This is a genomic window from Curtobacterium sp. 1544, assembly GCF_040544915.1.
Lineage (GTDB): Bacteria > Actinomycetota > Actinomycetes > Actinomycetales > Microbacteriaceae > Curtobacterium > Curtobacterium pusillum_C.
Map to the genome: position 1 here is coordinate 36,136 of NZ_JBEPKX010000022.1, position 25,392 is coordinate 61,527.

20 protein-coding genes are annotated in these 25,392 nt (G+C 70.9%); 10 read left to right on the forward strand and 10 right to left on the reverse strand.

Annotated features, from left to right (window positions below; genetic code table 11):
• Positions 1-82: 82 nt before the first annotated feature.
• The gene (gene zapE, locus ABIC61_RS13030; RefSeq protein ID WP_354030257.1) at positions 83-1,042 is read right to left on the reverse strand and encodes a cell division protein ZapE; all 960 of its coding nucleotides are present in this window, start codon (positions 1,040-1,042) and stop codon (positions 83-85) included.
• A gap of 199 nt (positions 1,043-1,241) precedes the next feature.
• Here zapE and ABIC61_RS13035 point away from each other — a divergent pair, with 199 nt between their 5' ends.
• Together ABIC61_RS13035 and ABIC61_RS13040 are read left to right on the forward strand one after the other, a co-directional pair.
• Positions 1,242-2,147 carry a sulfurtransferase gene (locus tag ABIC61_RS13035; RefSeq protein WP_354030243.1) on the forward strand — a complete coding sequence of 302 codons (906 nt, stop codon included), beginning with the start codon at positions 1,242-1,244 and terminating at the stop codon, positions 2,145-2,147.
• The gene (locus ABIC61_RS13040) at positions 2,144-2,596 is read left to right on the forward strand and encodes a SufE family protein (RefSeq protein WP_354030244.1); all 453 of its coding nucleotides are present in this window, start codon (positions 2,144-2,146) and stop codon (positions 2,594-2,596) included. The genes ABIC61_RS13035 and ABIC61_RS13040 overlap by 4 nt, the downstream gene beginning before the upstream one ends.
• Before the next feature lie 178 nt (positions 2,597-2,774).
• Here the strand turns inward: ABIC61_RS13040 and ABIC61_RS13045 are convergent, their stop codons facing one another.
• On the reverse strand, positions 2,775-3,998 hold the full coding sequence (locus ABIC61_RS13045) for an alpha/beta fold hydrolase (RefSeq protein ID WP_186321884.1): 1,224 nt from the start codon (positions 3,996-3,998) through the stop codon (positions 2,775-2,777).
• 23 nt (positions 3,999-4,021) lie between these two features.
• Between ABIC61_RS13045 and ABIC61_RS13050 the strand changes: the two genes are divergently transcribed.
• From ABIC61_RS13050 to ABIC61_RS13065, 4 genes are all read left to right on the forward strand, one after another.
• Positions 4,022-4,606 (forward strand): DUF3000 domain-containing protein, encoded by a 585-nt coding sequence (locus ABIC61_RS13050; protein WP_354030245.1) that lies wholly within the window; start codon positions 4,022-4,024, stop codon positions 4,604-4,606.
• Entirely contained in the window at positions 4,599-5,825 is a 1,227-nt protein-coding gene (locus ABIC61_RS13055; RefSeq protein WP_354030246.1) for an HRDC domain-containing protein, read from the forward strand. The genes ABIC61_RS13050 and ABIC61_RS13055 overlap by 8 nt, the downstream gene beginning before the upstream one ends.
• A gap of 106 nt (positions 5,826-5,931) precedes the next feature.
• Positions 5,932-7,164, forward strand: coding sequence for a thiolase family protein (locus tag ABIC61_RS13060; RefSeq protein ID WP_354030247.1), 1,233 nt, complete (start codon positions 5,932-5,934; stop codon positions 7,162-7,164).
• A 2-nt stretch (positions 7,165-7,166) separates the two neighbouring features.
• On the forward strand, positions 7,167-9,305 hold the full coding sequence (locus ABIC61_RS13065) for a 3-hydroxyacyl-CoA dehydrogenase NAD-binding domain-containing protein (protein WP_354030248.1): 2,139 nt from the start codon (positions 7,167-7,169) through the stop codon (positions 9,303-9,305).
• Positions 9,306-9,429: 124 nt separating this feature from the next.
• Here the strand turns inward: ABIC61_RS13065 and dxs are convergent, their stop codons facing one another.
• The 5 genes from dxs to dut form a co-directional block, all read right to left on the reverse strand.
• Positions 9,430-11,364: a 1-deoxy-D-xylulose-5-phosphate synthase gene (gene dxs, locus ABIC61_RS13070; protein WP_354030249.1), complete on the reverse strand. Its 1,935-nt coding sequence runs from the start codon at positions 11,362-11,364 to the stop codon at positions 9,430-9,432.
• Positions 11,365-11,517: 153 nt separating this feature from the next.
• Complete coding sequence (gene acnA, locus ABIC61_RS13075; RefSeq protein WP_354030250.1) at positions 11,518-14,334, reverse strand: aconitate hydratase AcnA; 2,817 nt, start codon at positions 14,332-14,334, stop codon at positions 11,518-11,520.
• Positions 14,335-14,462: 128 nt separating this feature from the next.
• Positions 14,463-15,215 carry a DUF3159 domain-containing protein gene (locus ABIC61_RS13080; protein WP_354030251.1) on the reverse strand — a complete coding sequence of 251 codons (753 nt, stop codon included), beginning with the start codon at positions 15,213-15,215 and terminating at the stop codon, positions 14,463-14,465.
• Positions 15,216-15,238: 23 nt separating this feature from the next.
• Entirely contained in the window at positions 15,239-15,961 is a 723-nt protein-coding gene (locus tag ABIC61_RS13085; RefSeq protein WP_260852530.1) for a DUF3710 domain-containing protein, read from the reverse strand.
• Positions 15,958-16,449, reverse strand: a complete 492-nt coding sequence (dut, locus tag ABIC61_RS13090; RefSeq protein WP_354030252.1) for a dUTP diphosphatase — start codon at positions 16,447-16,449, stop codon at positions 15,958-15,960. Before dut ends, ABIC61_RS13085 begins: the two co-directional genes overlap by 4 nt.
• 65 nt (positions 16,450-16,514) lie before the next feature.
• Between dut and ABIC61_RS13095 the strand changes: the two genes are divergently transcribed.
• A complete protein-coding gene (locus ABIC61_RS13095; protein WP_144750109.1) occupies positions 16,515-16,946 on the forward strand; it encodes a DUF3093 domain-containing protein in 432 nt (143 codons plus the stop codon).
• A 165-nt stretch (positions 16,947-17,111) separates the two neighbouring features.
• On the opposite strand, the gene ABIC61_RS13100 is transcribed toward ABIC61_RS13095, so the two are convergent.
• Entirely contained in the window at positions 17,112-17,411 is a 300-nt protein-coding gene (locus tag ABIC61_RS13100) for a DUF4193 domain-containing protein (protein ID WP_031263038.1), read from the reverse strand.
• A 264-nt stretch (positions 17,412-17,675) separates the two neighbouring features.
• On the opposite strand from ABIC61_RS13100, the gene sepH reads away from it, so the two are divergent.
• Positions 17,676-18,698, forward strand: coding sequence for a septation protein SepH (gene sepH / locus ABIC61_RS13105; protein ID WP_354030253.1), 1,023 nt, complete (start codon positions 17,676-17,678; stop codon positions 18,696-18,698).
• An 18-nt stretch (positions 18,699-18,716) separates the two neighbouring features.
• On the opposite strand, the gene ABIC61_RS13110 is transcribed toward sepH, so the two are convergent.
• Positions 18,717-19,868: an alkaline phosphatase family protein gene (locus ABIC61_RS13110; RefSeq protein ID WP_354030254.1), complete on the reverse strand. Its 1,152-nt coding sequence runs from the start codon at positions 19,866-19,868 to the stop codon at positions 18,717-18,719.
• Between the two features lie 26 nt (positions 19,869-19,894).
• Here ABIC61_RS13110 and ABIC61_RS13115 point away from each other — a divergent pair, with 26 nt between their 5' ends.
• Positions 19,895-22,381, forward strand: coding sequence for a DNA gyrase/topoisomerase IV subunit A (locus tag ABIC61_RS13115; protein WP_354030255.1), 2,487 nt, complete (start codon positions 19,895-19,897; stop codon positions 22,379-22,381).
• 347 nt (positions 22,382-22,728) lie between these two features.
• Here the strand turns inward: ABIC61_RS13115 and ABIC61_RS13120 are convergent, their stop codons facing one another.
• Positions 22,729-24,855 (reverse strand): DNA gyrase/topoisomerase IV subunit B, encoded by a 2,127-nt coding sequence (locus ABIC61_RS13120; RefSeq protein WP_354030256.1) that lies wholly within the window; start codon positions 24,853-24,855, stop codon positions 22,729-22,731.
• A 167-nt stretch (positions 24,856-25,022) separates the two neighbouring features.
• Here ABIC61_RS13120 and ABIC61_RS13125 point away from each other — a divergent pair, with 167 nt between their 5' ends.
• On the forward strand, positions 25,023-25,247 hold the full coding sequence (locus ABIC61_RS13125; RefSeq protein WP_079235873.1) for a DUF7455 domain-containing protein: 225 nt from the start codon (positions 25,023-25,025) through the stop codon (positions 25,245-25,247).
• Positions 25,248-25,392: the final 145 nt, after the last annotated feature.

The following is a 25,392-nucleotide window of genomic DNA, read 5'->3' on the forward strand; positions in this document are numbered from 1 at the left end:
GACGGTGTTCGACACCCGTCGCGCAACACCGCCTGGAGGCGCGGCGCGGCCCAGGTGCGCCGCCACGGGCCCGGCAGGTGGCTCAGTCCACGGCCCGGGTCAGCGCGACGACACGGCTCGCGGCACGCAGGTACTTCTTGCGGTACCCGCCGTTCAGCATCGTGTCGGGGTACACCTGGTCGAGCGGGGTCCCGGACGCGACGATCCGGACCTGCGCGTCGTACAGCCGGTCGACGAGCGCCACCCAGCGCAGGGCGTCGGTCTGGTCGGTGAACGCCTGGACGTCGGTGAGTCCCACGGCGTCCAGGTCCTCGACCATCGCGACGTACTTCGACGGGTGCACGGACGCGAGGTGTCCGACCACGGCCCGGAAGTCGTCGAGCGTGACCGTGCCCGCTGGCAGGGCCCCCTCGACGTCGGCGACGACCCCGGCGGACTCGTCGACGGCGCGGCGGCGGTAGTCGAGGCCGTCGATGCGCATCGTGTCGAACCGGTCGGACATCGCCTGGATCTCGCGCAGGAAGTCCTGCGCGGCGAACCGGCCCTCACCGAGCGCGCCCGGCGGGGTGTTCGACGTCGCCGCGAAGCGGGTGCCGGTCTCGGTGAGCTCCTTGATGAGCCGCGTCATCACCATCGTGTCGCCCGGGTCGTCGAGCTCGAACTCGTCGATGCAGACGAGCGACGTCCCGCGGAGCAGGTCGACCGTGCCCTGGAACCCGAGCGCCCCGACGAGCGCCGTGTACTCGATGAAGGTGCCGAACGTCTTGCGCCCCGTGGCGGCGTGGTACGCGGCGGCGAGCAGGTGGGTCTTGCCGACGCCGAACCCGCCGTCGAGGTAGACGCCGGACTTCGCAGGCGTGTCGGACACAGCCGCGCGACGCCGCCCGAACAGACCCCGGCGGGGCTGGTCCGCGGGGCCCGCAGCGACGAAGGCCTCCACCGCGTCCCGCACCGACGCCTGCGACGGGTAGTCCGCGTCCGGTCGGTACGAGGCGAAGGAGGCGTCCGCGAACTGGGGCGGCGGGACGAGCGAGGCAGCCATCTGCTGCGGGGTCACCTGCGGGTCACGGTCGACGAGGTGTTCAGGCGCTGTGCTCACGGAGATCGGAAGGCCCTTTCGGGAAGCATGTCGTGGGGTGTCACGTTGCGTCAGGGGCACGGTACGTCCGCGTACCGTTGCCCACAGGCACCGACGACCGATCCTAGTCCGGTGCCGGATGACCACCTGGAGGTAGCCCACCATGACCGCACCGGTCGACACGTCCGAGAAGTTCACCGCCTACGCGCACCCGGAACGACTCGTCTCCACCGAGTGGCTGCAGGAACAGCTCGACGCCCGCACCCCCGACCTCGTCGTCGTCGAGTCCGACGAGGACGTCCTGCTCTACGAGACGGGCCACGTCCCCGGTGCGGTCAAGATCGACTGGCACACGGACCTCAACGACCCCGTGCAGCGCGACTACATCGACGGTGAGGCCTTCGCCGCACTCCTCAGCAGCAAGGGAATCGGTCGCGAGACCACCGTCGTCATCTACGGCGACAAGAACAACTGGTGGGCCGCCTACGCCCTCTGGGTCTTCTCCCTCTTCGGGCACGAGGACGTCCGCCTGCTCGACGGCGGCCGTGCCAAGTGGATCGCCGAGGACCGCGCACTCACGACGGACGCCACCGTCGTCACCCCCGCCGAGTACCCCGTCGTCGACCGGGTCGACACCGAGATCCGCGCGTACAAGGACGACGTCCTGGCGCACCTCGGCAAGCCCCTCATCGACGTCCGCAGCGCGCCCGAGTACTCCGGCGAGCGGACCACCGCGCCCGACTACCCGGAAGAGGGCGCCCTCCGCGCCGGCCACGTCCCGACCGCCGTGAACATCCCGTGGGCCACCGCAGCCGCACCGGACGGCACCTTCAAGACCCGCGAGGAGCTCGACGCCATCTACCGCGACGGCGCCGGCATCGGCGACGCGGACGAGGTCATCGCCTACTGCCGCATCGGCGAGCGGTCGAGCCACACCTGGTTCGTCCTGCAGCACCTGCTCGGGTACGACAACGTCCGCAACTACGACGGCTCCTGGACCGAGTGGGGCAGCGCCGTCCGCGTCCCGATCGCCGTCGGCACCGAACCGGGTACGATCACCGACCGATGACCGACGCACTCCCCCAGTCCCTCGCCGAGATCCGCGACGACTTCCTCGAGCTCTCCCAGCAGGACCGCCTGCAGCTGCTCCTCGAGTTCTCGAACGAGCTCCCGGCGCTGCCCGAGCGCCTGCAGGGGCACGAGGACGAACTCGAACGCGTCGAGGAGTGTCAGTCGCCCGTCTTCATCACGGTCACCGTGGGCGAGGACGGCGACGCTCCCGGGATCGTCCGGATGCACGCCACGGCACCGCGCGAGGCGCCGACCACGCGCGGCTTCGCGTCGATCCTGGCGCAGGGGCTCTCCGGGCTGACGGTCGAGCAGGTGCTCGCCGTCCCGACGGACTACCCGTTGACGATCGGGCTGAGCGAGGCCGTCAGCCCGCTGCGGATCCGCGGCATGGTGGGGATGCTGGGTCGGGTGCAGCGGCAGGTGAAGACGCAGGCCGCGGTCGCGTAGATCCGACCGGCAGGCAGCCGAGGCGCGACCCGGAATCGCGCCCGTCGGCGAACATCGCGCCCGTGTGTGATCGGGCGCGATGTTCGCATCGGGGCGCGACCTTGCGGGCCGTTCCACCGACCGACGGGAGGCGCGGTGCCAGCTGGCACCGCGCCTCCCGTCCGTCCTGCAGTCGCGTCTACCGCGCGCTGGCCGCGCCGTCCCGCTGGACGACCTCGGTCAGCCACGCGAGGATGCGGGCATCGAACCAGTCGGCGTCGTGGTTCCAGAGCTTCGTGTGCCGGGCGGTCGTCTGGATCTCCAGCCGGACGAGGTCCGGGCGGGCCTCGGCCAGGGCGTGCGACGCCGAGGACGGGACGAATCCGTCGTCGTCGCTGTGCATGAGCAGGATGGGGACGTGCAGTTCGTCGGCGCGCGCGACCATGTCGAGCTCGCGCAGGTCGACGGGCTGGTGCAGACCCGTGAGCCGGTGCAGGACCGGCGTGCGGAGGAGCCGCTGGGCGACCTTGCGGACCGGCCGCGGCAGGCGGAGCAGCTGGCTCTGGGACTTGAGGACCGCGTGCCAGTCGACGACGGGCGACTCGAGCACGATGCCGTCGACGAGTCCCGCGAACCGTGAGCGGACGAGGGTCTGCAGCACGACCGCGCCACCCATCGACCAGCCCATGAGCACGACGCTCGACGCACCCTGGCCGGAGACCCAGCGGAGGACGGCGTCGATGTCCTCCCACTCGGTGCTGCCCAGGCCGTAGCGGCCGTCGACGCTCCGCGGGGCGACGCCGTCGTTCCGCCAGCTCGCCAGCACCACGGAGTACCCCGCCGCCCGGAAGACCGGCACCGCGCGGATCGTCTCGGCGCGGGTCACGCCGCGGCCGTGCACGAGGACGGCCCACGGTGCTTCCGGGTCGTCAGCGCGGATCACCCAGGCGGGCGCCGGGCCGTTCGGGGTGGAGACGTCGACGTCCTCGACCGGGACGTCGAGCTCACCGGGGGTCAGGTAGAACCAGCCACCCCAGCGACCCCGCCGCGCTGCCGTGGGGTCGCCGGCGTCGATCGCGATGATGCGACGGGTCACGGTCGTGTCGGTCGTGCCGAGGACCTCGCCGACGCGCATGTGCCCGGTGCCGCCGCCGAACCACAGGCTGTAGCGGCCCTGCAGCTCGGTGTCGGCGGTGCGCTCGAGCGTCACGGTCTTCCGAACGGGGTCGACGGCGTGGATCGGGACGCGCTCGGTGCGCTTGCGGTCGGGGGTGACCACCGCCCGGGCCACCGCCGCGACGAACCCGCCGATCACCGCGGTGGTGACGGCGGCCGCTGCGATGCCCGCTCCCAGTGCGACGAACCCGGCCGATCGTGCGGTCTCCTGGACGACGTCCTCGGCGGGTCGCGCGGATCGGGACATGGTCCGGAGCCTAGTCTGCATTCGTGTCCGAAACCCGAGAGCCCGACGCGTTCGCGCGGCTCCGTGCGTTCGTGGCGTCGGGTGGCACCCGCGCCGAGACGACGATCACCGAGATCCCCTCGCCCTCGCGCATCGCGCCCTTCTCGATCGCCCTCGCGGCGGACGTCTCGGGCGCTGCGCACGGCATCGACTCCGACCTCGGCACGGGCCGGTTCATCGCCCTGCACGACCCGGACGAACCCGAGGGCTGGGGCGGCTCGTTCCGCATCGTGACGTTCGCCCAGGCACCGCTGGAACCCGAGATCGGCGTCGACGAGTTCGTCGCCGACGTGACGTGGAGCTGGCTCGTGGACGCCCTGGCGGCGCACGGAGCCACCTACGACCACGCCTCGGGCACGGCGACCAAGATCATCTCGCGCGGCTACGGCGACCTCGCGGCGCAGGGCGACGGGGCGCAGCTCGAGCTGCGTGCCTCGTGGACCCCGCGCGGGGACGACCTCACCGCACACGTCGAGGCCTGGGAGGAGATCGTGGCGATGCTCGCCGGTCTGCCGCCCGCGTCGGACGGCGTGACCCTGTTGGCCCCGAGGAGGCTCGCCCGTGACTGACCCCGCCTTCGAGGACTCGCATGACGCAGTGAAGGTCATCGAGAACCGCGAGGAGTACCTGGAGGCCGTCGCCGCGATCGCGGCCGGACACGGACCCGTCGCCCTCGACGCCGAGCGCGCCAGCGGGTACCGCTACTCGCAGCGGGCGTACCTCATCCAGGTGTTCCGCCGCGGCGCCGGTGCGTTCCTGTTCGACCCGATCCCGATCGGCGACTTCTCCGAGCTGCAGGACGCGATCGTCGACGAGGAGTGGCTGTTCCACGCCGCCTCGCAGGACCTCCCCTGCCTCCAGGAAGTCGGCCTCGTCCCCACCCGCATCTTCGACACCGAGCTCGGCGCACGGATCGCCGGCTTCCCGCGCGTCGGGCTCGGGGCGGTCGTCGAGCAGCTGCTCGGCATCACGCTCGCGAAGGCGCACTCCGCCGCGGACTGGTCGACCCGCCCGCTCCCCCAGTCCTGGCTCGTGTACGCCTCGCTCGACGTCGAGCTGCTCCCCGACCTCCGCGACGCACTCGCGGCGAAGCTCGACGAGGCCGGCAAGTCCCGGATCGCCGAGGAGGAGTTCGCGGCCGTGCTGACCCGGGCACCGAAGCCCCCGAAGGCCGAGCCGTGGCGCCGGCTGTCCGGGATGCACGCGCTGCGCGGGACCCGTGCGCTGGCGATCGCCCGGTCGCTCTGGACCGCGCGGGACGCCTACGCCCGCGAGACCGACATCGCGCCCGGCCGCACCATCCCGGACTCGGCGATCGTCGCGGCCGCCGCGGCCAACCCGGCGTCGAAGGGCGAGCTGAGCGGTGTGAAGGCCTTCACCGGCCGCGCCAGCCGTTCCGAACTCGACCGCTGGTGGGCCGCCGTCGAGGACGGCCGCACGACCGAGGACCTCCCGAAGCTCCGCGGCACGGGCGAGGCCACGCTGCCGCCGCCTCGCGCCTGGGCGGACCGCAACCCGGCCGCCGACCGCCGGTACAAGGCCGCACGCGCGGCGGTCGTCACGCGCGCCGAGGAGCTCGACCTGCCCGTCGAGAACCTGCTCACCCCGGAGACGCTCCGCGTGGTGTCGTGGGAGCCGCCGCAGCCGATCGCCACCGAGACCGTCGGGGCCGCACTCGCCTCGCACGACGCCCGCCCGTGGCAGGTCGAGGAGACCGCGTCGATCATCGCGCACGCCTTTGTCGCTGCTGCACAGGCGCCTGCTGCCGAGAGCAACACGGAGTCGTAGGAACGCCCCAACCGGCATGCGTCCGCACAGGGTCGGGGCATAGCGTCGACCCTGCATGCCGGGTACGTCCCGGCCGGTCGGGGCGGAACGTGCCCCGACCTGATCGATGAGGATCTGGAGGCCCAGATTGCCAAAGGCAGCAGACGTCGTCTTCGTTGACGGCGTTCGGACACCGTTCGGACGAGCCGGGGAGAAGGGGGTGTTCTGGAAGACCCGCGCGGACGACCTCGCGGTGCACGCGATGCGCGGACTCCTCGACCGGAACGCCTCGCTGGACGGGGCCGCGGTCGACGACGTCGCCGTGGCGGCCACCACGCAGCAGGGCGACCAGGGACTCACCCTCGGCCGGACCGTCGGGATGCTCGCGGGCCTCCCGAAGACGGTCCCCGGGTACGCCATCGACCGGATGTGCGCCGGTGCCATGACGAGCGTCACGACGCTCGCCGGAGCGATCACCTTCGGCGCGGCGGACGTCGCGATCGCCGGTGGGGTCGAGCACATGGGCCGCCACCCGATGGGCTTCAACTCGGACCCGAACCCCCGCTTCATCGCGGAGCGCATGGTCAACGGCGACGCACTCGTGATGGGCAAGACCGCGGAGCGGCTGCACGACCGCTTCCCCGCGATCACCAAGGACCGCACGGACGCCTACGCCGTCCAGTCCCAGCAGCGCTACGCCGCCGCGTGGGCCGCCGGCAAGCTCCAGCCGGACCTGGTGCCGGTCGAGGTCAACACCGGCGAGGGCTGGGACATCGTCTCCAGTGACGAGCCGCCCCGGCCCGGCACCACCCTGGAGGCACTGGCCGCCCTGAAGACGCCGTTCCGGTCCCACGGACGGATCACCGCCGGCAACGCGGCCGGCCTGAACGACGGCGCCACGATGAGCCTGCTCGCGTCGGCCGACGCGGCGAAGCAGCACGGCCTGCCGACGAAGATGCGCATGGTCTCGTTCGCGTTCGCGGGTGTCGACCCCGAGGTGATGGGCATCGGCCCGGTCCCCGCGACCGACAAGGCCCTCGCCAAGGCCGGTCTGACGATCGACGACATCGGGCTGTTCGAGATCAACGAGGCGTTCGCCGTGCAGGTGCTCGCCTTCCTCGACAACTACGGCATCGACCAGGACTCCACGAACGTGAACGCCTGGGGTGGCGCGATCGCCGTCGGGCACCCGCTCGCCTCGAGCGGTGTCCGCCTGATGACCCAGCTCGCGGCGCAGTTCGCCGAGCGCCCCGACGTCCGGTACGGCATCACCACGATGTGCATCGGGCTCGGCCAGGGCGGCACCGTCATCTGGGAGAACCCGAACTTCAGCAAGTCCGCGGCACGGAAGGCGGCCTGAGCATGACCATCGTCGACAACGACCGGCTCCTCGCCCTCAGCGAGGACGAGGTCGTCACCCACTCGTACCTCAAGCACGTCGCGCTGCCCTCGGGTGGCACGCTCGCGCTCATCACGCTCGACAACGGCAAGGACTACAAGCGGCCGAACACCCTCGGGCCGCGCACGCTGCACGAGCTCTCCGGGGTGCTCGACACCCTGAAGACCGAGGCGTCCGCGGGCACGGTGCAGGCCGTCGCGATCACCGGCAAGGAGTACTGCTTCGCCGCCGGGGCCGACCTCTCCCAGGCGGCCGCCGTGCCGTCGCGGGAAGCCGCGCACGACCTCGCCGCCCTCGGGCACGCCACGCTGCGGAAGCTCTCCGACCTCGGCGTCCCGTCGTTCGCGTTCATCAACGGCATCGCCCTCGGCGGTGGCCTGGAGATCGGGCTGCACTGCACGTACCGCGTGTTCTCGTCGGCGGCGCAGGGCATCGGGCTGCCCGAGGTCTTCCTCGGCATCATCCCCGGCTGGGGCGGCGCCACGCTGCTCCCCCGCCTGATCGGTCCGGAGAAGGCGCTCCGCGTCATCGTCGAGAACCCGCTCAAGAACAACCGCCTGATGGACGGGCCCGCCGCGGTCGAGCTCGGCATCGGCGACGCGCTCATCCCGTCGGTCACGTTCCTGCCCTCCGCGGTGGCGTGGGTCGACGGCGTGGTCTCCGGTCGGACGAAGGTCGTCCGGAAGAACGAGCCCGGCATGATCGAGAAGGCCGCGTGGGGCACAGTCGTCAAGGTCGCCCGCGGCCAGGTGGCGTCGAAGATCGGCACCGTCCCGAAGTCGCCGTTCCGCGCGCTCGACCTCGTCGCGTCGGCGAAGTCCGGGTCGCTGGACGAGCGGTTCGCCGACGAGGACGACGCCCTCGCCGACCTCATCTCCGGCGACCAGTTCGCCGCGTCGATGTACGCGTTCGACCTCGTCCAGAAGCGCGCGAAGCGTCCGGTCGGTGCACCGGAGGGCGTCGAACCGAAGAAGATCACGAAGGTCGGCGTGCTCGGCGCCGGCCTCATGGCGTCCCAGTTCGCGCTGCTCTTCGCCCGCCGCCTCGGCGTCCCGGTCGTCATCACGGACGTCGACCAGAGCCGCGTCGACGCCGGCGTGGACCGGATCCGCGGCGAGGTCGACAAGCTGCTCGACAAGGGCCGGGTCTCCCCCGACGACGCGAACCGCATCAAGGCGCTCGTGTCCGGCTCTGTCTCCTACGACGCGTTCGCGGATGCCGACTGGGTGATCGAGGCCGTGTTCGAGGAGATGGGCGTCAAGCAGGACGTCTTCCGGAAGATCGAGCAGGTCGTCGCCCCGGACGCGATCCTCGCGACGAACACGTCGTCGCTGTCGGTCGACGAGATGGCGTCCGTGCTGACCAACCCGGAGCGCCTCGTCGGGTTCCACTTCTTCAACCCGGTCGCGGTCATGCCGCTGCTCGAGGTGGTGCGAGCGTCGAAGACCTCGGACGAGGCCCTCGTCACGGCACTCGCCGTCGCGAAGACCCTCAAGAAGACCGCGATCATCACCGCCGACCAGCCGGGCTTCGTCGTCAACCGGGTGCTCGCGCGGGTCCTCGGCGAGGCGATGCGCGGCGTCGAGGAGGGCACCTCGTTCGACGTCGTCGCGCAGGGAGCGGCACCGCTCGGGCTCCCGATGTCGCCGTTCGAGCTGCTCGAACTCGTCGGGCTGCCGGTCGGTGCGCACGTGCTCGACTCGCACCACGCTGCCTGGCCGGAGCGCTTCTACCCTGGCGACGGCCTGAAGAAGATCGCCGAGTTCGGGCACATCCTCACCCGCGACAAGAAGGGCAACGCGACCGGGTACGACCCGGCTGCCGTGAAGCTCGTCGCACCGGCGAAGAAGGACGCAGCGCCCGTGGACGCGGCGACGATGCAGCAGCGGTTCGAGGACGCCCTCGCGGATGAGGTGCACCGGATGCTCGAGGACCACGTCGTCGAACACGTCGAGGAGATCGACCTCGGTCTGATCCTCGGCGCGGGCTACCCGTTCCAGGCCGGTGGCATCAGCCCGTACCTCGACCGCTCCGGGGCCTCGGAGCGTGTGTTCGGCAGCTCGTTCCACGAACCGCTGATCGTCGGCCCCGCCTCCCGCTGACGGAGCGCGGCGCTCGCGATGGCGCCCGCAGATGAACATCGCGCCCCGTCACGACGGGGCGCGATGTTCGTGACGGGGCGCGATTGCGGCTCCACCGTTGACGGCCGGTCGCGCAGTCGGCGGCTCAGCCGTCGACGGACGAACGCGACCGCGCCGGCTTCGCCTGGGGCAGTTTCGTCCCGACGACCTGGTCGATCACGTCCCGGGCGATCGCCTGCGCGGTCAGTCCCACGTCGGTCAGGATCTGGGAGCGGGAGGCGTGGTCGATGAACTCGTCCGGGAGCCCCAGCTCGTTCACACCGGTGTCGACGCCCGCTGCGCGGAGGTCCTGCCGCAGCCGGGTCCCGACGCCGCCGACCCGCACGCCGTCCTCGATCGTGATGACGAGGCGGTGCGTCCGGGACAGTTCGACGAGCGACTCCGGGATCGGCACCACCCACCGTGGGTCGACGACCGTGACGCCGATGCCCTGCGCCTCGAGCAGTGCTGCGGCTTCGAGGGCGACCGGGACCATCGATCCGACCGCGACCAGCAGGACGTCCTCTTCGGCTCCGGAGTCGGGCGCGTGCAACACGTCGACGCCGTCGTCCAGGCGCCGGAGCGCGGGGATGTCCGGTCCGACCTGCCCCTTCGACCACCGGAGCACCGTCGGGGCGTCGTCGACGGCGACTGCCTCGCGGAACTCCTCGCGCAGCGTCGGGGCGTCGCGGGGTGCGGCGATCCGGATGCCCGGCACGACCTGCAGCAGCGCGAGGTCCCACATGCCGTGGTGCGACGGCCCGTCCGGACCGGTGATGCCGGCGCGGTCGAGTACGAACGTGACGCCCGCCCGGTGCAGCGCGACGTCCATCAGGACCTGGTCGAACGCGCGGTTGAGGAACGTGGCGTAGAGGGCGACCACGGGGTGCAGTCCCCCGTACGCGAGCCCGGCCGCGGTCGTCACGGCGTGCTGCTCCGCGATGCCCACGTCGATCACTCGCGACGGGTGCTGCTCCTGGAACAGGTGCAGCCCGGTCGGGCGGAGCATGGCTGCGGTGATCGCGACGATCCGCTCGTCCGACCCGCCGACCGCCGCGAGCTCTGACGCGAACACGGACGTCCACGAGGGCCCCGACGACACGTCGAGCGACTCGCCCGTCTCCGGGTCGATGTGCCCGACCGCGTGGAACTGGTCCGCCTGGTCGCGGAGCGCCGGTTCGAAGCCGTGCCCCTTCTCGGTGATGGCGTGCACGATCGTCGGCGCGCCGTACTCTCTTGCCTGACGGAGGGCGGCCTCCATCGCACGCTGGTCGTGCCCGTTGACCGGGCCGATGTACTTGATGTCGAGGTTCGAGTACAGCGCCTCGTTGTTCGTGAACCGCGACAGGAACCCGTGCAGGCCGCCGCGCATCCCCCGGTAGAGCGCACGACCGGGCGCGCCGAAACGAGCAGCCGCGGCCTGGGACTTCTCGAACAACGCTCGGTACTCACGACGGGTCCGGACCGAGCTGAGGAACCGTGCCATGCCACCGATCGTCGGGGCGTACGAGCGACCGTTGTCGTTGACGACGATCACGAGCCGCCGGTCGTTGCCGTCGGAGATGTTGTTGAGCGCCTCCCACGTCATACCGCCGGTCAGGGCGCCGTCGCCGACGACCGCGACCACCGTCCGGTCCGCCTGCCCCGTCTGCACGAAAGCCCGGGAGATCCCGTCGGCCCAGGACAGCGACGACGACGCGTGCGAGGACTCGACGATGTCGTGCTCGGACTCGCTCCGCTGCGGGTAGCCCGCCAGACCGCCCCGCTCCCGGAGCCGCGAGAAGTCCTGCCGCCCGGTCACGAGCTTGTGCACGTACGACTGGTGCCCGGTGTCGAAGACGAACGGGTCGTGCGGCGATTCGAAGACCCGGTGCATCGCGAGCGTCAGCTCGACGACGCCGAGGTTCGGACCGAGGTGCCCGCCGGTCTTCGCGACCTCGGCGACGAGGAAGCGGCGGATCTCGGCGGCGAGGTCCATCATCTGCGCGTCCGACAGACGCTTCAGGTCGCGCGGCGACGTGATGCTGCTCAGCAGGCTCACGGGCGCTCCTTTCGTGGTGCTGACCACTCACTCTATGCGCGTGACCCGACAACGGACGGGAGGCGGGGGGGCCGCGGGGCCCCCCCCCCCCCCCCCGGGGGGGGGGGGGGGGGCCCCCCCCCCCCCCCGCCTCCCGTCCGTCTCGTGGTCGCGTCAGACGAGCGACCGCAGCACGTACTGCAGGATCCCGCCGTTGCGGTAGTAGTCCGCCTCACCGGGGGTGTCGATGCGGACGACCGCGTCGAACTCGATCGTCTGCTTGCCCGCCGGCGAGTGCTCGCTCGGCTCGGCCGTGACGTGCACGGTCTTCGGGGTACGACCCTCGTTGAGCTCGGTCAGGCCGGAGATCGAGACGACCTCGGTGCCGTCGAGCCCGAGGGACTCGATCGACTCGCCGACCGGGAACTGCAGCGGGACGACGCCCATGCCGATGAGGTTCGAGCGGTGGATGCGCTCGAAGCTCTCGGTGATGACCGCCTTCACGCCGAGGAGGTTCGTGCCCTTCGCAGCCCAGTCACGCGACGAACCGGAGCCGTACTCCTTGCCGCCGAAGATGACGAGCGGGATGCCCTGCTCCTGGTAGTGCTGCGACGCGTCGTAGATGAACGACTGCGCACCGTCCGGCGTCGTGAAGTCACGGGTGTAGCCACCCTCCACGCCGTCGAGGAGCTGGTTGCGGAGGCGGATGTTCGCGAACGTGCCGCGGATCATGACCTCGTGGTTGCCGCGACGCGATCCGTAGGAGTTGAAGTCCTTGCGGTCGACGCCGTGCTCCGCGAGGTACTGGCCCGCCGGGCTGTCCGCCTTGATCGAACCGGCCGGCGAGATGTGGTCGGTGGTGACCGAATCGCCGAGCTTCGCGAGCACCCGGGCGCCGGAGATGTCCGACACCGCGTCGGGCTGCATCGTCATGCCCTCGAAGTACGGGGGCTTCCGGACGTACGTCGACTCGGTGTCCCACTCGAACGTGTCGCCCGTGGGGGTCGGCAGGTTCTTCCAGCGGTCGTCACCCTCGAACACGGAGCCGTACTCGTGGGTGAACATCTCGGTGTCGATGGACGCGTCGATGACCTGCTGGACCTCGACCGCGTCGGGCCAGATGTCCTGCAGGAAGACGTCGTTGCCGTCCTGGTCCTGCCCGAGCGCGTCCTTGTCGAAGTCGAAGTGCATCGACCCGGCGAGGGCGTACGCGATGACCAGCGGCGGCGACGCCAGGTAGTTCATCTTCACGTCGGGGTTGATGCGGCCCTCGAAGTTGCGGTTGCCGGAGAGCACCGCGGTGACGGCGAGGTCGTTGTCCTGCACGGCCTGCGAGATCTCCTCGGGCAACGGGCCCGAGTTGCCGATGCAGGTGGTGCAGCCGTAGCCGACCGTGTAGAAGCCGAGCTGCTCGAGGTAGGTCGTCAGACCGGCCTTCTCGTAGTAGTCGGTGACGACCTTCGAGCCCGGCGCGAGGGTGGTCTTGACCCACGGCTTGGCGGTGAGGCCCTTCTTCGCGGCGTTCCGGGCGAGGATGCCGGCGGCCATCATGACCGAGGGGTTCGACGTGTTCGTGCACGACGTGATCGCGGCGATCGCGACGGCGCCGTGGTCGATCGTGAACGGGTCGGCCCCGTCCATGGCGACCTTCGTCGGCTGGGACGCGGTCGACGGAGCGCTGGACACGTACACGTGCTCGTGCAGGTGCGTGTCCTCGTTGGCGGAGCCCGCGGCGATCGGGTCGGAGGCCGGGAAGGTCTCCTCCACCGCGTCGTCGAGGTCCGTCTGCTCGCTCGGCGTCGTGTAGTTGTTGAGGTCGACCTCGAACTGGTCCTTGGCCTTCGACAGCTCGATGCGGTCCTGGGGACGCTTCGGGCCGGAGATCGACGGGACGACCGTGGAGAGGTCGAGCTCCATGTACTCGGAGTAGTTCGGCTCGACCGACGGGTCGTGCCAGAGGCCCTGGGTCTTGGCGTACGCCTCGACCAGTGCGATCTGCGCGTCGTCGCGGCCGGTCAGGCGGAGGTAGTCGAGCGTGACGTCGTCGACCGGGAACATCGCCGCGGTGGAGCCGAACTCCGGCGACATGTTGCCGATGGTGGCGCGGTTCGCGAGCGGGACCTCGCCGACGCCCTCGCCGTAGAACTCGACGAACTTGCCGACGACGCCGTGCTTGCGGAGCTCCTGCGTGATGGTGAGCACCACGTCGGTCGCGGTCACGCCGGCCGGGATCGACCCGGACAGCTTGAAGCCGACGACCTTCGGGATGAGCATCGACACCGGCTGACCGAGCATCGCCGCCTCGGCCTCGATGCCGCCGACGCCCCAGCCGAGGACGCCGAGACCGTTCACCATCGTCGTGTGGGAGTCGGTGCCGACGAGGGTGTCCGGGTAGGCGTAGGTCTCGCCGTCGAAGTCGCGCGTGTAGGTGACCTTCGCCAGGTACTCGATGTTGACCTGGTGCACGATGCCGGTGCCCGGCGGGACGACCTTGAAGTCCTCGAACGCGGTCTGGCCCCAGCGGAGGAACTGGTAGCGCTCCCCGTTCCGCTCGTACTCGAGGTCGGTGTTGCGCTGGAGGGCGTCCTCGCGACCGAAGAGGTCCGCGATGACGGAGTGGTCGATGACCATCTCGGCCGGCGACAGCGGGTTGATCTTGTTCGGGTCGCCGCCGATGTCGGCCATCGCCTCGCGCATGGTGGCGAGGTCGACGATGCACGGCACGCCCGTGAAGTCCTGCATGACGACGCGCGCCGGCGAGAACTGGATCTCGGTGTCCGGCTCGGCGTCGGGCTGCCACGACCCGAGGGCGCGGATCTGCCCCTCGGTGACGTTCTTGCCGTCCTCGGTGCGGAGGAGGTTCTCGAGCAGCACCTTCAGGCTGTACGGGAGCTTCTCGTGCCCGGGCACCGTGTCGATCCGGTGGATCGCGTAGTCGACACCCCCAACCGACAGTGTGTCCTTCGAGCCGAAGCTGTTGACTGCAGCCACTGTGCCGCCTCCCTGTTGATCGGTGTGCCCCCATCCAAGCGGGGCGCGCGGCGTCCCACCAGCAAGGCAAACCTAAACCCGTCAGCCCTGGGAGGACCGACGAGAAGTGTCTCGATGTCGAGACAACTCTACACCGTGGCGGTGTCGCCCTCTCGCTTGAACACCGTGCGGACGAGCAACCAGGTCACCCAGAGCAGTGCCGCGTAGAGCGGGACGCCGGTGATGAGCTTGATGCCGGCGAGCAGTTCCACCTGGGCGGTCAGGTAGAGCGGGACCTCGATGACGAGCCGGATCGCGAAGAGCCCGACCCACAGCCAGGTCGCCACCGTGAGCACGCGGCGCTTGGCGGGGTCGGCACGCCAGTCCTGGTGGCTGCCGTCCTCGTTCGGCGGCAGCAGGAACCCGACGACCAGTCCGATCAGCGGCTGCCGGATCGCGAGCGTCACGAGGAGCCCGACGAGCCAGACCGCGTTGATGATGATCCCCGGGATGAAGTTGCTCTCGGCGCGTCCGGTGATGAGCGCGAGGCCCGCCGAGATCGCCACGCCGAGGATCCCGGCGAGGGACATCACGAGCGACTGCCGCTGCAGCAGCCGGAGCACGACGAACACCACGCCGATCGCGACCGGGATCAGGACGCTCGGGACGAGCTCCTTCGTGATCGCGTAGACGACGAGGAACGCGAGCCCCGGCAGCACCGACTCGGCGAGCCCGCGGACGCCGCCGATCGCAGCGACGAGCGCGTGCCCGGAGGGCGCCTCGCCCGGGGCGACCTTGCCGAGCCCCGTGTTCGCGACGGCCGCGCGGAACTGCTCGTTGAAGGAGGGCAGCGCGTCCGACGCGCGTTCGTCGGGACGGGAGGTGTCGTCGTTGTCCGGCACCGTGCCTCCAGGCAGGTCGTGGGTCAGATGGCCGACTGGGTCGACTTCGGCATGTGCAGCGGGATGAGGTCTCGCGGCGGCATCGGCGTGTTCCCGCGGACCACGACGACGCTGCGGAACAGGTCCTCGATCTCGGCGGCGTCGTCCGGGGACTCGGCGGCCTTGCCGGCGATCACGCCGCGCAGGAACCAGCGCGGGCCGTCGACGCCGATGAAGCGTGCCGGGCGGGCGCCGTCGGTCACGCCGGTGCCGTCCGAGACGACGGGGACCTGCGCGCGGAGCTCGGGGCCGAACGGGCCGTCGACCTCGGTCACGACACCGCCCTGGCGCTCGATCTGCTCGGCGATCTGCGCACGGATCTCGTGCCAGAGCCCGGTGGAGCGCGGGGCCGCGAACGGCTGCACCTGCAGCGTCGACTCGTCGTAGTCGAGCCCGACCGCGACGACGCGCTGCGAGCCCTCCTCGACCTCGAGCCGCAGGTGCAGGCCCTCGCGCGGCAGGACCTTCACGCCGCCGAGGTCGACGTACGGGCGGACCAGGTTCGCCTCGGTCTCGTCGTGCGGCCCGCTGTCGGCGCGGTCGTCAGGAGCGGACTTGTCGGTCGGCGCGACGGCGTCCACCTCGTCGAGGTCCGCGTCGGCGTCGGTCGCGATGTCGACCTCGGGAGTCGTGTCCGCGATCTCGACCTCGTCGGCGACGGCCTCGGCCACCTCGACCTCGTCACGCTTGCGTCGACCGAACTTCATGCGCGCGTTCCTTCCTGAGCGTTGTCGGCGGTGCCGCTGACGGCATCGCTCCGGACACCGTAGCCCGACGACCCGAAGCCACCCTGGCCGCGGACGCTGTCGGGGAGCTCCTCGACGCGGGTGAACGACACGCGCGGGACCGGCATCACGATCATCTGGGCGATGCGGTCGCCGACGTGCACCTCGTGCGCCGCGGCCTGGTCGGTGTTGAGCAGTGCGACCTTGATCTCGCCCCGGTACCCGGCGTCCACCGTGCCGGGCGCGTTCACGATCGTGATGCCGTGCTTCGCGGCCAGGCCACTGCGCGGGACGACGAAGGCGGCGTACCCGTCGGGCAGCGCGATCCGGAGCCCGGTGCCCACGAGGCGTCGCTCGCCGGGCTGCAGCACGAAGGCCTCGGTCGAGACGAGGTCGGCACCGGCGTCACCGGGGTGGGCGTATCCGGGAGCGTTCTCCCCGGTCCAGAGCACGTCGACTGGTTCGGTCACGTGTCGAGGGTAGTGCAGACCGTGACCGTTCCGTGACCTGGCCGGAGTCGTGGTCGAATGGTGTCGTGACCCTGTACCGCGAACGACTGTGGGCTCCGCCCGTCCTCTACCTGGCGACGGCGCTCGTCATCCCCGCCAGCCTCCTCGTGTTCCTGCCGATCAGCGTGCTCGCCGGCGTGCTGGTCGCGATCGGCATGGAGCTCGGCGTGCTCGTCCTGCTCTGGGCGCTCGCCCCGACGATCGAGGTCACGGACACCGAGTTCCGTGCCGGCAAGGCCCACCTGCCCCGGTCGCTCGTCGGATCGGCCGAGGCGTTCGAGGGCGCCGAGGCCACCACCCAGCGCGGCCCGAAGCTCGACGCTCGCGCGTGGACGCTGTTCCGCGGCTACGTGCGCGGGGTCGTGCGCGTCGAGGTCGCGGACGCCGCGGACCCGACGCCGTACTGGCTGGTCAGCGTCCGCGACCCGGCAGCGGTGGTCGCCGCGCTGCGTTCCTGAGTCCGGGTCGCGTCGGTCCCGTGGTTGCGGGTCCGGCCTGGAGGCACGGCGCGCCCCCGCCCCGCCCGTTCCGTCCCACGCCGCGGCGCCGGCACGGCGAACGGGCCGTCACCTCCGAGGAGGTGACGGGCCGTTCGTGTTCGTACGTTCCCGTGGGTACTGCCCCTAGAGCGCCGCGCACTCCGCGCAGACCGGGCCGAGCTTCGACTCGTGGTCGAGCTGCGAGCGGTGCTTCACCAGGAAGCACTCGACGCAGGTGAACTCGTCGACCTGGGGCGGGAGCACGACGACGTCGAGGTCGACGTCGCTGAGGTCCTGTCCGGCGAGCTCGAAGCTGCCGGGGTTGTCGGAATCATCGTCGACGACCCCCGACATCTTGTCGGGAACGCGCTCCTTGAGGGCCTCGATCGACTCCGAGTCGGAGTTGTCGTCGGTCTTCCGGGGGGCGTCGTAATCGGTGGCCATGCCCATCCATTTCTCGTATCGAGAGGTCGTCGCCGGTGATCGGCGGCGACAGTTTGCACCACGTCTCGCCAGAGCGCAAACCGAAGTCTCCGGCGGGTCGTTCTGGCGCTGCAACCCGTCGTCGTGCGCAGCTATTCCCGGCGTCCGGAAACGCGTCGCGGCAGTCCGCGGCACGCCCGTGCGCCTCCGCGTGAACGGGTGTCCACGGCTGCATACTCCTGAGGTACGACGCACGACCGTACGCGACGCTCGGAAGGCGGAACCATGCAAGACGTGAGAGTCATCGGAGTGGAGTCCGGGGCGCTCCTGCTCGCGACCGACGGCGGCACCGAGTTCCGGCTGCCCGTGACCTCGTCGCTGCCGGGCCAGGTCCGGCAGGCGAACCCCGAGGCCGGTCCGCAGAAGCGCGTGTCCCCGAAGGACGTCCAGGCCCGCATCCGTGGTGGTGCCGACGCCGCCGAGGTCGCCGCGGCGCTCGACGTCGACGTCGAGTACGTCCGTCGCTTCGAGGGCCCCGTGCTCGCCGAGCGTGCGTTCATCCTCGACGCCGCACACCGCGTCGCCGTGAGCCCGGTCGACGACGAGGCCCCCGACACCTTCGGCGAGGCGATCACCGCCAAGCTCGAGGCCGGCGAGGCCACGGCGGTCAGCTGGGCCTCGTGGAAGCACGTCGAGAGCGGCTGGCAGGTGCGCGTGCACTACACCGCCTCCGAGGTCGAGCACGACGCCCAGTGGCGCTTCGACCCGAAGACGGCGACCCTCACGCCGGACAACGGCGATGCGCACCGCCTGTCCCACACCGACGACGAGGGCATCGCACCGCGCCTCCGTGCGGTCGAGACCGACCACCACGACACCGACGGCACGCGCTTCGACTCCGGCGCGTTCCGCGTCGACGAGCCGGACGAGGACGTCACCAACCCCGACGTGCAGGAACGCCCGCTCCGTGCACCGCTCCCCCGCATCGGTGCAGCCGTCGAGGAGCGCGCCCCGGGCAACGAGACCGCCGACCTGCTCGAGGCGCTGCGCCGTCGACGCGGGGAACGCGAGTCCGCGGCCTTCGGCGACCAGCAGGACGCACCGCGCGGGACCTCGATCAGCGTCGTCGACATCCCGCTCCAGGGCTTCGAGGACGACTCCTCGGCTGCCGAGCCGCAGGATGCCCGGCCCGCTTCCGCCCCGGAACCCGAGAACGGCCGTCCGGAGCGCAAGAAGCGCAACCGCCGGTCGATGCCCAGCTGGGACGAGATCGTCTTCGGCACGCGACCGGACGAAGACCCGGCCTGATCCGTGGGGCCCGGTGGGCTACTGCGCGAACGCTCCGGCGAGCCGCAGTGGCACCATCGTCTCCTCGTCCGTCATGGCGCCGTGCTGGCCGATCATCCGCTTCGGAACCTCGCCGTCGCGCAGGCCGCGGTCGTCGTTGAACGCCCAGGAGCCTCGGGCCACGACGATGACGTCGCCGATCCGCTCGACGACCGCGTCCGACACGGTGCCGAACCACCCCGCCGCGATCGCCTCGTCACGGCTGGCGACGTACGCCTTCTTGCCGTAGCGCGCACGGAAGGCACCGACGAGTGACCGGACGTCGGTGCCCGGCGCGACGGTCAACTGCCGGCAGCGCGGGTCCCCGGCGACCCCGATCACGTCCGTGAGCAGGAGCGGGTCGATCGCGATGTTCGCGTGGTCGGGCACGTCGAGCACGCCGTGGTCCGCCGTCACGACGATGCCCACGTCCGAACCGGCTCGTGCGTCGAGTCGTGCGAGCTCGCCGTCGAGCAGCTCGAGCGCGGCGGTCCACCGGTCCGACTGCCATCCGTTCTTGTGGCCGATCGAGTCGAGCTCGGGCACGTAGAGGTACACGAGCGACCGGCCCGAGGCCGTCTCGGCGAGGGCAGCGTCGACGCGTTGCGGGATCGAGTCCGCCGGGACGTACCGGGCGCCGCCGAGCACGTTCGCCGTCATGCCCGACGATCGGTAGCGGGCCGGACCGACCACCACGGGGTCGACACCGAGCGTGGGCGCCTCGGAGAACAGGGTCCGGGCGAGGAACCAGTCGGCCGGCACCTCGCTGTCCCAGCCGCTCAGCAGGTTCATCACCTGACCGGTGTCCGGGTTCCAGCCGCTGTACCCGACCACGCCGTGCTCGCCGGGCGGGCGGCCTGTGGTGAGGGTGCTGAGCGCCGCTGCCGTCGTCGTGGGGAAGCCGCTGCGCAGCTTCCGCTTGCCGGCGGCGAGCCATCGCGCGTGGCCCGCACGGGCCGCCAGCGCGCCGGCCCCCAGGCCGTCGACCAGCACGACGATCGCGGAACGGGCGGGACGGAGGGTGATCCGTGCCTCCAGTCCGGTGGTCCGCAACCACGCGTCGTCCGCAGCGCCGAGCGCGACGAGGCAACTCGGGAAGACGTCGGCGAGGTTGGCGGTGGCGTCGGGGGCCGTCGGTACGCTTGTTCCCATCTCCCCCAGTCTCGCAGAAGGGTGCCATGGCACGCACGGAAGCAGTCGGCCTGCCCGACGGTGAACGCATCGAGGACGTCGACGTCTCCGAGGAGATGCAGGGCTCCTTCCTCGAGTACGCGTACTCCGTCATCTACTCACGGGCACTCCCCGACGCACGCGACGGCCTGAAGCCCGTCCAGCGGCGCATCCTCTACCAGATGTCCGAGATGGGCCTGCGGCCCGACCGCGGGCACGTGAAGAGCGCCCGCGTCACCGGTGAGGTGATGGGCAAGCTGCACCCGCACGGCGACGGCGCGATCTACGACGCGCTGGTGCGGATGGCGCAGCCGTTCACGATGCGGGTGCCGCTGGTCGACGGGCACGGCAACTTCGGTTCCCTCGACGACGGACCGGCAGCCGCCCGGTACACCGAGGCCCGACTGGCCGAGCCGTCGATGGCCATGACGGAGGGCCTCGGCGAGGACGTCGTCGACTTCGTCCCGAACTACGACAACCAGATCATGCAGCCCGGCGTGCTGCCCGCGGCGTTCCCGAACCTGCTCGTCAACGGCGCCTCGGGCATCGCAGTGGGCATGGCGACGAACATGGCGCCGCACAACCTCGGCGAGGTGGTCGAGGCCGCCAAACACCTGCTCATGAACCCGCAGGCGTCGCTCGAGGAACTGATGGAGTTCGTGCCGGGCCCCGACCTGCCTTCCGGCGGCACGATCGTCGGCCTCTCCGGCGTGCGGGACGCCTACGCCAGCGGCCGCGGCTCGTTCCGCACCAGGGCGAAGGTCTCGGTCGAGAACCTCACCCCGCGGAAGGCCGGTCTCGTCGTCACCGAGCTGCCGTACCTGGTCGGCCCCGAGCGCGTGATCGAGAAGATCAAGGACGGCGTCCAGTCGAAGAAGCTCGTCGGCATCTCCGACGTGAACGACCTGACGGACCGCAACCACGGGCTCCGGCTCGTCATCGGCATCAAGAGCGGCTTCAACCCGGCTGCCGTGCTCGAACAGCTGTACAAGCACACCCCGCTCGAGGACGGCTTCGGCATCAACAACGTCGCGCTCGTCGGTGGATCGCCCCGGACGCTCGGGCTGCGCGAGCTCCTCGACGTGTACGTGCAGCACCGCCTGTCCGTCGTCACCCGGCGGTCGCAGTACCGCCTCGCGCGCAAGAAGGAGCGTTTGCACCTCGTCGAGGGGCTGCTCATCGCGATCCTCGACATCGACGAGGTCATCGAGGTCATCCGGTCGTCGGACGACTCCGAGGCCGCGCGCTCCCGCCTGCAGACGGTGTTCGACCTGTCCGAGGTGCAGGCCGAGTACATCCTCGAACTCCGGCTCCGGCGCCTGACGAAGTTCTCACGGCTCGAACTCGAGGGCGAGCGCGACCAGCTGCTCACCGAGATCGCAGCGCTCGAAGAGCTCCTGGCGTCCGACGAGCGCCTCCGTGCCCAGGTCGCCCTCGAGCTCACCGAGGTCTCGGACAGGTTCGCGACCCCGCGCCGCACCCTCCTCACCGAGGCGGACGCCCCCGTCAAGGGCGGTCGGAAGGCAGCCGTCGACCCGGAGTCGCTGCAGATCGCCGACGCTCCGTGCCGCGTCCTGCTCTCGACGACCGGTCGGCTGGTCCGTGTCGACATCCCGTCGTCGGACCTGGGCATCGTCAGGGTGCCCAAGCGGTCCAAGCACGACGCCCTGCGCTCCTCGGTCGTGTCGACCGTGCGTGGGCAGGTCGGTGCCCTCACGTCGACCGGTCGCGTGCTGCGGTTCTCCCCCGTCGACGTCCCGGCCGTCCCGCCGGCATCGGTGCGGCTCGACGCCGGAGTACGGGTGACCGAGTACCTCGGCACCCCCAAGACCGAGACCGTCGTCGCGCTGGTCGACCTGTCGCCGAACGCTCCCGACTCGCTGGCCATCGGCACCGCGCAGGGTGTCGTCAAGCGCGTCACGACCGGTGCGTGGCCCGACAAGGACGAGATGGTCGCGATCGGGCTCAAGCCGGGCGACGCGGTCGTCGGTGCTGCGCAGGCTCCGGAGTCGGACGACCTCGTGTTCATCACCTCGAACGCGCAGCTGCTCCGGTTCGGTGCCGCCGCCGTCCGTCCCCAGGGACTGCCCGCTGGCGGTGTCGCCGGCGTCGCCTTGGCATCGGGTGCGTCCGTCATCTGGTTCGGGTCCGTCCCCCGTTCCGACGACGCCGTGGTCGCCACCGTGTCGACGTCGTCCTCGGCACTGCCCGGCACGGACTCCGGCCGCGCGAAGGTCTCCGCGTTCTCGGAGTTCCCCGCGAAGGGCCGTGCCACCCAGGGTGTCCGGGCGCACGCCTTCCTGAAGGGCGAGGACGGCCTCACCGTGGCGTGGGCGGGCGTCGCTCCCCCGCATGCGGTGGGGACCGACGGCGCTGCCCGGACACTGCCGGACTGGCTGTCGAAGCGGGACGGGTCGGGAGCGCCGCTCGACGCGCTGATCGGCACGATCGGCGGGAGTGCGGCGGCGCTCGACGGGACCGCGGGCGAGGCGTAGGCGCGGCCGCACCGCGCCTACGCCTCGTTGCGCTGAGTCTCGCGCTGGGCGACCGTTCTCGCGGCGATCGGCCCGAGATCGGTCGCGCAGCCCGAGTCTCGCGCTGGCCAGCCGCACGCGGCGGCGCCGGGGCCCGGGCCCGGGCCGGCCCTTCGCGAAAGCGACAGTGTCCCGCCGAACCCCGGCGGCACACTGTCGCTTCGGCGGGTCGGACGGCAACCCCTGGCGCAACGGTGTCGCTTTCGCGGACACGTCGCGGCGTCGGGCGGGCCGAGACTCACGCTGAGCGACACTTCTCGCGCCGATCAGCACGAGATCAGTCGCGCAGCGCGAGTCTCGGGCCGGACCTACGCGTCGATGCGGTCGCGGTCGAGGCCCTCGCCGGCCAGGATGAACTCCTTGCGCGGGGCCACGTCGTTGCCCATGAGCAGCTCGAAGACCTTCGCAGCACCCTCGGCATCGGTGATGTTCACCCGGCGAAGGGTCCGGTGCGTGCGGTCCATCGTGGTCTCCGCCAGCTGGTCGGCGTCCATCTCACCGAGGCCCTTGTACCGCTGGATCGGCTCCTGGTACTTCTTGCCCTGCTTCTCGAGCTTCTTCAGGACCGCCTGCAGCTCCTGCTCGGAGTACGTGTACAGCGTGTCGTTGGCCTTGCCGCGGTTCACCACGACGACCCGGTGCAGCGGCGGCACGGCGGCGAACACCCGCCCCTGTTCGATCATCGGCCGCATGTACCGGAAGAACAGCGTGAGCAGGAGCGTCCTGATGTGGGCGCCGTCGACGTCGGCGTCGGACATGATGATGACCTTGCCGTAGCGCGCCTGGTCGATCTCGAACGTGCGGCCGGAGCCGGCGCCGATCACCTGGATGATCGAGGCGCACTCGGCGTTCGAGAGCATGTCCGATACGGAGGCCTTCTGCACGTTGAGGATCTTGCCCCGGATCGGCAGGAGCGCCTGGTACTCGCTGTTCCGCGCGAGCTTGGCGGTGCCGAGCGCCGAGTCGCCCTCGACGATGAACAGCTCGGTGCCCTCGGTGTCCTGCGAGCGGCAGTCAGCGAGCTTCGTCGGCAGCGAGGAGTTCTCGAGCGCGTTCTTCCGGCGCTGGGTCTCCTTGTGCGCCCGGGCCGAGATGCGGGTCTTCATCTCGGCGACGACCTTCTCGAGCAGTGTCGCGGCCTGGGCCTTCTCGGTGCGCTGCGTCGAGGTGAGGATCTCGGTCAGCCGCTTCGACACCACCTGGTCGACGATCTTGCGGACGGCAGGCGTACCGAGGACCTCCTTCGTCTGGCCCTCGAACTGCGGCTCGGGCAGACGGACCGTCAGCACGGCGGTCATGCCGGCGAGCACGTCGTCCTTCTCGAGCTTGTCCTGCCCGACCTTGAGCTTGCGGGCGTTCGCCTCGACCTGGGCGCGCACGGCCTTGACCACGCCGGACTCGAAGCCGGCCTGGTGCGTCCCGCCCTTCGGCGTCGCGATGATGTTGACGAAGCTGCGGAACACCGTCTCGTACCCGCTGCCCCACCGGAGCGCCAGGTCGACCTCGCACTCACGGGACACCGAGGTGGACACCATGTGTCCCTTGTCGTCGAGCATCGGCACGGTCTCGGTGAACGTGCCCGTGCCCTGGACGCGCCAGACGTCGGTCACGGCGGAGTCGACGGCGAGGTGCTCGACGAACTCGCCGATCCCGCCCTCGTACCGGAACCGCTCGACGACCGGACCGGTCTCGACCGTGGTGCCCGTGGCTTCCGCACGCGCGGCCGCTGCCTCGATCGAGGCGGGCCGGGAGTCGGTGATCGTGATGCCGAGTCCGGGGACGAGGAACGCCGTCTGGCGCGCGCGACTCACGAGGTCGCTCGTGCTGAACTTCGCGTCGGCCGTGAAGATCTGGCGGTCCGCCCAGTACCGGATCCGCGACCCGGTGACGCCCTTCTTCACCTTGCCGACGACACGGAGCTCGCTCCCGGAGGTGAACGGCGAGAAGGGTGCGTCGGGCCCGATGCCCTTCGAGTCGTCGAACGTGCCGGGCTCCCCGCGGTGGAACGACATCGCGTACGTCTTGCCGCCGCGGTCGACCTCGACGTCGAGGCGCTCCGACAGCGCGTTCACGACCGATGCACCGACGCCGTGCAGACCACCGGACGCGGCGTACGACCCGGAGCCGAACTTGCCGCCGGCGTGCAGCTTCGTGAACACGACCTCGACCCCGGTCAGCCCGGTCTTCGGCTCGACGTCGACGGGGATGCCACGGGCGGTGTCGCGGACCTCGACCGAGCCGTCCTCGTGCAGCACGACACCGATCTCGTCACCGTGTCCGGCGAGGGCTTCGTCGACGGAGTTGTCGATGATCTCCCACAGGCAGTGCATGAGGCCGCGGGAGTCCGTCGACCCGATGTACATGCCCGGGCGCTTCCGGACCGCCTCGAGCCCTTCGAGGACGGAGAGATGGCGTGCGGAGTAGTCGGAGCTCACCTTCCGATGGTAGCGACGCGCACCGACACTGCCGTGCGGACACTCGGACGGGGGACAGTCGATCCGCGCTGAGCGAAACGGACCACCACAATGCGCCACTCACAGGCATCACGTGTTGAAATAGGTGGACCAACCCGCACCACCTGCGATCCGTGAGGAGCACAGCAATGACCCAGACCGTGCAGGACCTCTCCATCGACGAAGTCAGCAGCCACCAGCTCACCGCTGCCGACCGTTGCGACAGCTGCGGCGCGCAGGCGTACATCCGAGCGACCATGGCCAGCGGCGAGCTGTTCTTCTGCGCCCACCACGGCGCCGAGTTCAAGGACAAGCTCGCGGCGACCGCCATCGAGTGGCACGACGAGAGCAGCCGACTCTACGAGTCGAAGTAGACGACCGAATCGTCACCCCAGAACAGACGGGAGGCGGGGGGGGCGCGGGGCCCCCCCCCCCCCACCCGCGGGGGGGGGGGGGGGGGGGGGCGGGGGGGGGGGGCGGGGACCCCCCCCCCCCGGCCGGGCCCCCGCCGGGGGCGCC

What these genes read in the sequence shown, in the direction of transcription:
- sepH (WP_354030253.1), top strand. Translation starts at nt 17,676, where the DNA reads ATGCAAGACGTGAGAGTCATCGGAGTGGAGTCCGGGGCGCTCCTGCTC.
- ABIC61_RS13125 (WP_079235873.1), top strand. Translation starts at nt 25,023, where the DNA reads ATGACCCAGACCGTGCAGGACCTCTCCATCGACGAAGTCAGCAGCCAC.
- ABIC61_RS13100 (WP_031263038.1), bottom strand. Translation starts at nt 17,411, where the DNA reads ATGGCCACCGATTACGACGCCCCCCGGAAGACCGACGACAACTCCGAC.
- ABIC61_RS13045 (WP_186321884.1), bottom strand. Translation starts at nt 3,998, where the DNA reads ATGTCCCGATCCGCGCGACCCGCCGAGGACGTCGTCCAGGAGACCGCA.
- ABIC61_RS13115 (WP_354030255.1), top strand. Translation starts at nt 19,895, where the DNA reads ATGGCACGCACGGAAGCAGTCGGCCTGCCCGACGGTGAACGCATCGAG.
- ABIC61_RS13060 (WP_354030247.1), top strand. Translation starts at nt 5,932, where the DNA reads ATGAGGATCTGGAGGCCCAGATTGCCAAAGGCAGCAGACGTCGTCTTC.
- ABIC61_RS13110 (WP_354030254.1), bottom strand. Translation starts at nt 19,868, where the DNA reads ATGGGAACAAGCGTACCGACGGCCCCCGACGCCACCGCCAACCTCGCC.
- ABIC61_RS13065 (WP_354030248.1), top strand. Translation starts at nt 7,167, where the DNA reads ATGACCATCGTCGACAACGACCGGCTCCTCGCCCTCAGCGAGGACGAG.
- ABIC61_RS13035 (WP_354030243.1), top strand. Translation starts at nt 1,242, where the DNA reads ATGACCGCACCGGTCGACACGTCCGAGAAGTTCACCGCCTACGCGCAC.
- ABIC61_RS13085 (WP_260852530.1), bottom strand. Translation starts at nt 15,961, where the DNA reads ATGAAGTTCGGTCGACGCAAGCGTGACGAGGTCGAGGTGGCCGAGGCC.
- ABIC61_RS13040 (WP_354030244.1), top strand. Translation starts at nt 2,144, where the DNA reads ATGACCGACGCACTCCCCCAGTCCCTCGCCGAGATCCGCGACGACTTC.
- zapE (WP_354030257.1), bottom strand. Translation starts at nt 1,042, where the DNA reads ATGGCTGCCTCGCTCGTCCCGCCGCCCCAGTTCGCGGACGCCTCCTTC.